A 5,808-nucleotide genomic window follows, 5' to 3' on the forward strand; every position below is an offset into this window, starting at 1 on the left:
TCTAAGCGGAGAAGAGCCGTTATATTTGTTTTAATTTACTTGTTCAATGTCTGGCTTCTTTGCATAAATCGACGCTATAACCGCAATCGTCATGGTAGAAATCAACACCGCTAAAGACCAATACGTTGGGATAGCCCATTCGCTATCGACCAATAGCATTTTCACACCGATGAAGACCATAATGAATGCCAATGCTGGCTTCAAGTAGATGAACTTATCCATCATGCCTTGCAGCACAAAGTACAGAGAGCGAAGGCCAAGTAGCGCAAATACGTTTGCAGCAAGTACCAAGAACGGTTCTTGTGTCACCGCAAAGATAGCTGGGATAGAATCCAGTGCAAACATCACGTCCATGACGGCAATCGCACCAATCACCAACATCATTGGAGTGAACGCCCATTTAACGCCCTGCTTAACCATTAACGCAGGACCATGGAAGTCCTCGGTGACAGGCATAATTTTACGAAGTAGCTTCTCAGGTAGTGTGTTAACACTCTCTTCTTCACCCTTGTCTAACGCCAGTTTGATACCAGTACCAATCAAGAACGCCGCAAACACGTAAAGCACCCAGTGGTATTCAGCCAACAGCTGAGCACCTAATGCGATCATAATTGCACGAAGCACCAATGCACCGATTACACCCCAAAGAAGCGCACGCGGTCTTAGATGCTCTGGAACTTGGTATTGAGCAAAGATCATCGCGAATACGAACAAGTTGTCTACGCTCAATGATTTTTCTAACAAGTAACCGGTAATAAATGACACGGTTGCTTTTTGCGCGGTGTAGTCACTGTTTGGAGCATAGATGTCCCAAAATAGGTAGATAGAACCTGCGAACAAGAACGCGAGAACAAACCAGAAAACGCTCCAAATTGCCGCTTTCTTAATGGTTACGCTGCCACCACGAGTTTGATAGATATCGATAGAGACGAGAATTACGGTCAGCAGGAAAAAGCCCACATAAGTCGTCATGATTGGCGATGAAAAAAAGGATTCACTATTGGTAGATAATAGAGATTGAGTTGAGTTCATTATTCCTCCGGGCGGAAGAACTGTACAAAGACCTTCCGCAAACAAAGCATATCAAGCTCCATTACGGATCTTGACTGTGATTGCGTTGGTCTCGTTGAAGTGAAATATGGGATTTCACCTTTACATACCGGATAGACTCTTGGCCTAACGAGATGACGATATGTAAACTTGCGCTAACTACTCCCCAAACGCGTGGATAATATTCCCCTATTTATGTTTCGTCTAGATAAATTTGTTCTAAAAAAGAAAAAAGGAGCAAAAGCCCCTTTTTCTATTACCGCTGTTTTATCAAAATGACACACACATTGATTCTAAGAATACCACTCACGTGTTCACCCTGGGTGAATGCTCAGTGGTATTTGAAACGAATGATATTCACCTATAAACCAGCCGTGGGTACCAAGTATACCAACGCAGACCAAACAGACACCCAGCCAACGACGGCTACTGCGTCTAACCAATCTTTCCTATCCATATTTTGCCTCCACAGGAAGTCACCTGTACAACAAAGCATAAACAGTGCCAATTTTATAAATCAGTCAGAAAGTGCAAATAGCACGGACGATTATCGAAAACATTCCATGCAATTCAATGGTTCACTGTGTTGGAGTGATTCAGGGTGCTCTTGTAAGAACGCAATAAAGCAGTCAGCCATTGAGTCAGTCGTAACAACCCCATCACCAATCATATCTAAGACAGCGTTATAACCTTCTTTGCCTTTCATGGTGTAGGCCGATGACGCACCTCGGTAAATTCGGTCGCGAGACACTGGCTGCCAACCGGATGCTTCAGAGTGTATTTCTAGATGATGAATACGATGTCCTAATGGCGCGTCTTTGTGGTAGCAAAATCTCAAGTTATGAGTATAAGGAAAGCTGCCAGACCCCGTACCTACGACACCATTATCCAATGCGTTATTAATCGCACCTTCTAACATGCCAGCAATCGTCTCACCTTTTACCTCATACACACCAATAGGTACGGCAAACGGTAGTAGTTTTCCGGCAATATCGGCAACAGAGACGTCTCCGCTATTGAGTGAGTTTCTTACACCACCAGAGTTGTGGATGGCAAATTCGACGCCGTGTCCCTTCTTGTTCATCAGGTAATGAAACGACTGAGCAACCAAAGGCGCTAGCTGGCTTGGTCCTTTATCATCAGGAATACGTACATGGCGCAGTTTTGTGTCTGCATGAGCGATAACTTGTTGCTGCAGCTTTCTAACTCTCGGCTGATATTTATCCGTCAGAATGCTCTGCAGTTCAGGATCTTTTTTACATACCGCAATGTTCTGATGATTATTTAAAAACTCACACGCCATATCGTGAGCATCGTCTTGCCCTACTTCAGTCAATTTAGCGTCTATAAACAGTCGGCGCCCCAAAAGCAGTTCATTCTTGCCATTAAAGTGAGTAACTTTGCCTTCAGAGTTGAATTCGATTTCACAGTGTCCGAGGCTCATTGCGTGGAAGCCAGCTTGCACTACATAGGTGTCACCGACTTTTACGCCGTAGTCATCATCTTTTACTAGGCCAATATCAGAGAAATCACCTTGCAAGCGATGGCTGTGCCCACCAACAATCACACCAATACCAGACACATTGGCCGCCAGTTCTAAATCAGCCTCGTAACCAAGGTGGCTAAGTAACACAATCTTGTTAATACCAGCTTGATGGATCTGCTCTATCGTGGCTTTTGCCGTTTCTAGCGCATTTTCAAACGGTGTATCAATATCTGGGTTCGCAATGCCCGCCATCTTGTCGATACTTAGGCCGAATATAGCGACTTTCTCGCCATCAAACTCTTTCGTTATAAAAGCAGCGCTTCGTGTTTCAGTTAGGTAAGGCTTAACAATGTCGTTGTCCGCTAGGGTATGAGTTTTATTGATATCCTCATTCGACAAATTCCAGTTACCCGCCAACAGTGGGAATTTGATTCTTTTAGCGAAAATTGCCACTGGTTCATTGCCCATGTCTAACTCGTGATTGCCAAGGGTCATGGCATCAATATTCAGGGCATTCAACAAATCGGCGTTGGCTTTTCCCTTGAATAGAGAAAAGTACAACGTGCCCTGGAAGCAGTCTCCAGCGTGCAGGAACAAGGTTCCGAGCTTTTGACGTTGGGCATCTTGCTCTATTTGCTTAAAGCGCGTTGAAATTCGAGCAAAGCCACCAGCACTGACATAAGGTTCAATGATGTGGTTGTTCATTTTAAGTGATAGCTGTAATGAGGTTGGTTCAAAGTATGAGTGGGTGTCGTTGATGTGTGCCAACACTATTTTTGTCGGCTTATTCTTTTTAGTCATATTTTCTTCTCTCTTTGTCCCTTCATACTAGGTTGAGAATCATGACAGAATCGTGAATTTTATGAAACTGCACTGCAAAAAAATACTAAAGATAGATCAAAAATCTCGTTTTGCTCCGTATAAATAAAGAGTGGGTTTTGTGACAAATGCGCATACCGGATAACAAATTTTCGATTATGATTAAAGATATCTGTTAGCTTTCAAACAATTAGCAGAGCCTTCCGTTAGGAGTAAGCCTATGCAACTAGAAAGAATCGAGATTTCTGGCTTTCGAGGTATCAAGCGTATGTCACTCGCGTTTGACGAGCTAACCACGCTGATTGGTGAAAATACTTGGGGTAAGTCTTCTTTACTTGATGCTTTGTCCGTCGTTCTCCCCTCAGACGGTGTCCCATATCACTTCGAAATGACTGATTTTCATGTCGATTATTCTGTTTCACATCCACAGTCTCAACATCTTCAAATTGTTCTCGCGTTAAAAGCCAACGACAAGAGCGAACTCAACGCAGGTCGTTACCGCAAACTCAAACCTATCTGGGTTCAAGATGAGTTTGGCACCTACCGTATCTATTACAGAATCAGTGCGACGTTAGAGCAGTATGAAACAACCACTCACTACGCATTCTTAGGTTTGGACGGCAATCCACTAAAGCTTCACCACTCTGAAAAGCTCGCTCAAGAATTAATGACGTTACACCCTGTGATTCGTTTGCGAGATGCAAGGCATTTTGATCGTCCTTTCAACAGTAAAACAATTAATCAGAATGCCGTTGTTAATGGTGGTTCTAATGGAAACGCTAACGTCATCTCCAATGGGGATGGCAACAGTACTCACGCCAGCAATGGCAACACTGCTAACTCTAGTGGAAATGGCAACGGAAATGGAAATGGGCGTCAGGCAAGAATAGAAAAACGCATTGATAATACCTGTCGTCGTTTAATGGCAATACCAGGACACGTAAACAAAGGCGAGATGCGCAGTAGCCTTGATTCAATGCAAAGCCTGATAGAACACTACTTTTCTTTCAAGAGTAACTCTCGCCGGAACCCAAGAAAACAGAGGGATGGCCTACTTTATTCAGCGGGTGCCAATGATCAGAGCATTCATCAACTTGTGGAAGAAACCAAGAACAAACAAACTCGTCTGCTGTTCATGGGTTTACTTAACGCATACTTACAAGCCAAAGGACCGACTGACTTAAGACGATGCGCGCGCCCTCTTTTGATCCTTGAAGATCCAGAAGGTCGATTGCACCCAACGCACCTAGCTAGGGCTTGGAGTTTGATGCAGAAATTACCCATGCAGAAAATTCTCACGACCAACAGTGGTGACTTACTCGCAGCCGTGCCACTTCAATCCATTCGCCGCTTGGTTCGACAATCAGACAAAACCATCGCCAATCAACTCAACATGAACCACTTCAGCAAAGATGAGCTGAGACGAATTGGGTTCCACATACGGTTCCATCGTTCTGGGGCGTTGTTTGCTCGTTGTTGGCTATTGGTAGAAGGTGAAACCGAAGTCTGGTTGTTTAATGAATTAGCCAACCAATGCGGTTATAACCTTGCAGCAGAAGGTGTACAGATCATTGAATTCGCTCAATCTGGGCTTAAGGCACTGATCAAGGTTGCACAAGAGTTTGGTATCGACTGGCATGTAGTGACTGACGGCGATGCGGCAGGTAAGAAATATGCCGCGACAGTGATGTCTAAATTAGGGAAAGATCAAGAGAGGCATCGCCTTACCGAGCTGCCTGATAAAGACATCGAGCATTACTTGTATATGAACGGCTTCGAAAACTTTTTCCGCGACATGGTTAAGATCCCATACGATCACCCTATCCCAGCGAAAAAAGTGGTGGCTAAGGTTCTCAAGAAACACGCGAAACCCGACCTTGCGTTAGCGATCGTTTCTCACTGCGAGAATCAAGGGCAAGAATGTATTCCGCTGTTATTAAGGTGGACATTAAAGCGTGTCATCACCATGGCAAACGGCAACACCTAAGCGCTTTAATTAACTGATAGCTGCTATTGGTTCTTCTGCAGATAAATTTTTTAACTGATTGGCTTAACCAAAACCAAAAAAGGCACACCAAGTTGTGTGCCTGTATAAATCGATATACAAATTAATTGGGGGTTATCTTGCAAGAGTTCACAGTGACTAAACTAGGGTCAGGTTAACGAATTAAGCCTTCGCTTGCTTAGCGTGTTGTTCAACCGCTTCCGAAGATTGGGTCGATTTTTCGTGAAGCCATAGCCCCGTTGCTTTCATCAAGTATCCGAATACACCACCAAGCAGTAAAGATGGTACGACAAGTTGCCAATCGCCACCTGCCGCAAACGTCGCACAACAACCAATAAAGGTTCCTGGAATATAACCTAGCCACGCTTGTTTCGCTTGAATACACATAAAGAAAGCCACAATAGCAGTAATCACATAGCCTAGAATCTCGGCTCTTCTCCGCTTAGAT

At 44.1% G+C, this 5,808-nt stretch carries 4 protein-coding genes; 1 reads left to right on the forward strand and 3 read right to left on the reverse strand.

Annotated features, from left to right (window positions below; translation table 11 throughout):
* Positions 1-30: 30 nt before the first annotated feature.
* Positions 31-1,032 (reverse strand): TerC/Alx family metal homeostasis membrane protein, encoded by a 1,002-nt coding sequence (locus tag BCT49_RS04670; protein ID WP_065105712.1) that lies wholly within the window; start codon positions 1,030-1,032, stop codon positions 31-33.
* Positions 1,033-1,597: 565 nt separating this feature from the next.
* Entirely contained in the window at positions 1,598-3,337 is a 1,740-nt protein-coding gene (locus BCT49_RS04675) for a bifunctional metallophosphatase/5'-nucleotidase (RefSeq protein ID WP_102434340.1), read from the reverse strand.
* 238 nt (positions 3,338-3,575) lie between these two features.
* Between BCT49_RS04675 and BCT49_RS04680 the strand changes: the two genes are divergently transcribed.
* A complete protein-coding gene (locus BCT49_RS04680) occupies positions 3,576-5,342 on the forward strand; it encodes an ATP-dependent endonuclease (protein WP_102434341.1) in 1,767 nt (588 codons plus the stop codon).
* 180 nt (positions 5,343-5,522) lie between these two features.
* Here the strand turns inward: BCT49_RS04680 and BCT49_RS04685 are convergent.
* Positions 5,523-5,808: DUF1097 domain-containing protein (locus BCT49_RS04685; RefSeq protein WP_133151644.1), on the reverse strand; the 286-nt coding region annotated here is incomplete at its 5' end.

Origin of the sequence: Vibrio lentus (assembly GCF_002875945.1) — a bacterium.
GTDB classification, from domain to species: Bacteria; Pseudomonadota; Gammaproteobacteria; order Enterobacterales; family Vibrionaceae; genus Vibrio; species Vibrio apostichopi.

What these genes read in the sequence shown, in the direction of transcription:
- BCT49_RS04670 (WP_065105712.1), bottom strand. Translation starts at nt 1,032, where the DNA reads ATGAACTCAACTCAATCTCTATTATCTACCAATAGTGAATCCTTTTTT.
- BCT49_RS04675 (WP_102434340.1), bottom strand. Translation starts at nt 3,337, where the DNA reads ATGACTAAAAAGAATAAGCCGACAAAAATAGTGTTGGCACACATCAAC.
- BCT49_RS04680 (WP_102434341.1), top strand. Translation starts at nt 3,576, where the DNA reads ATGCAACTAGAAAGAATCGAGATTTCTGGCTTTCGAGGTATCAAGCGT.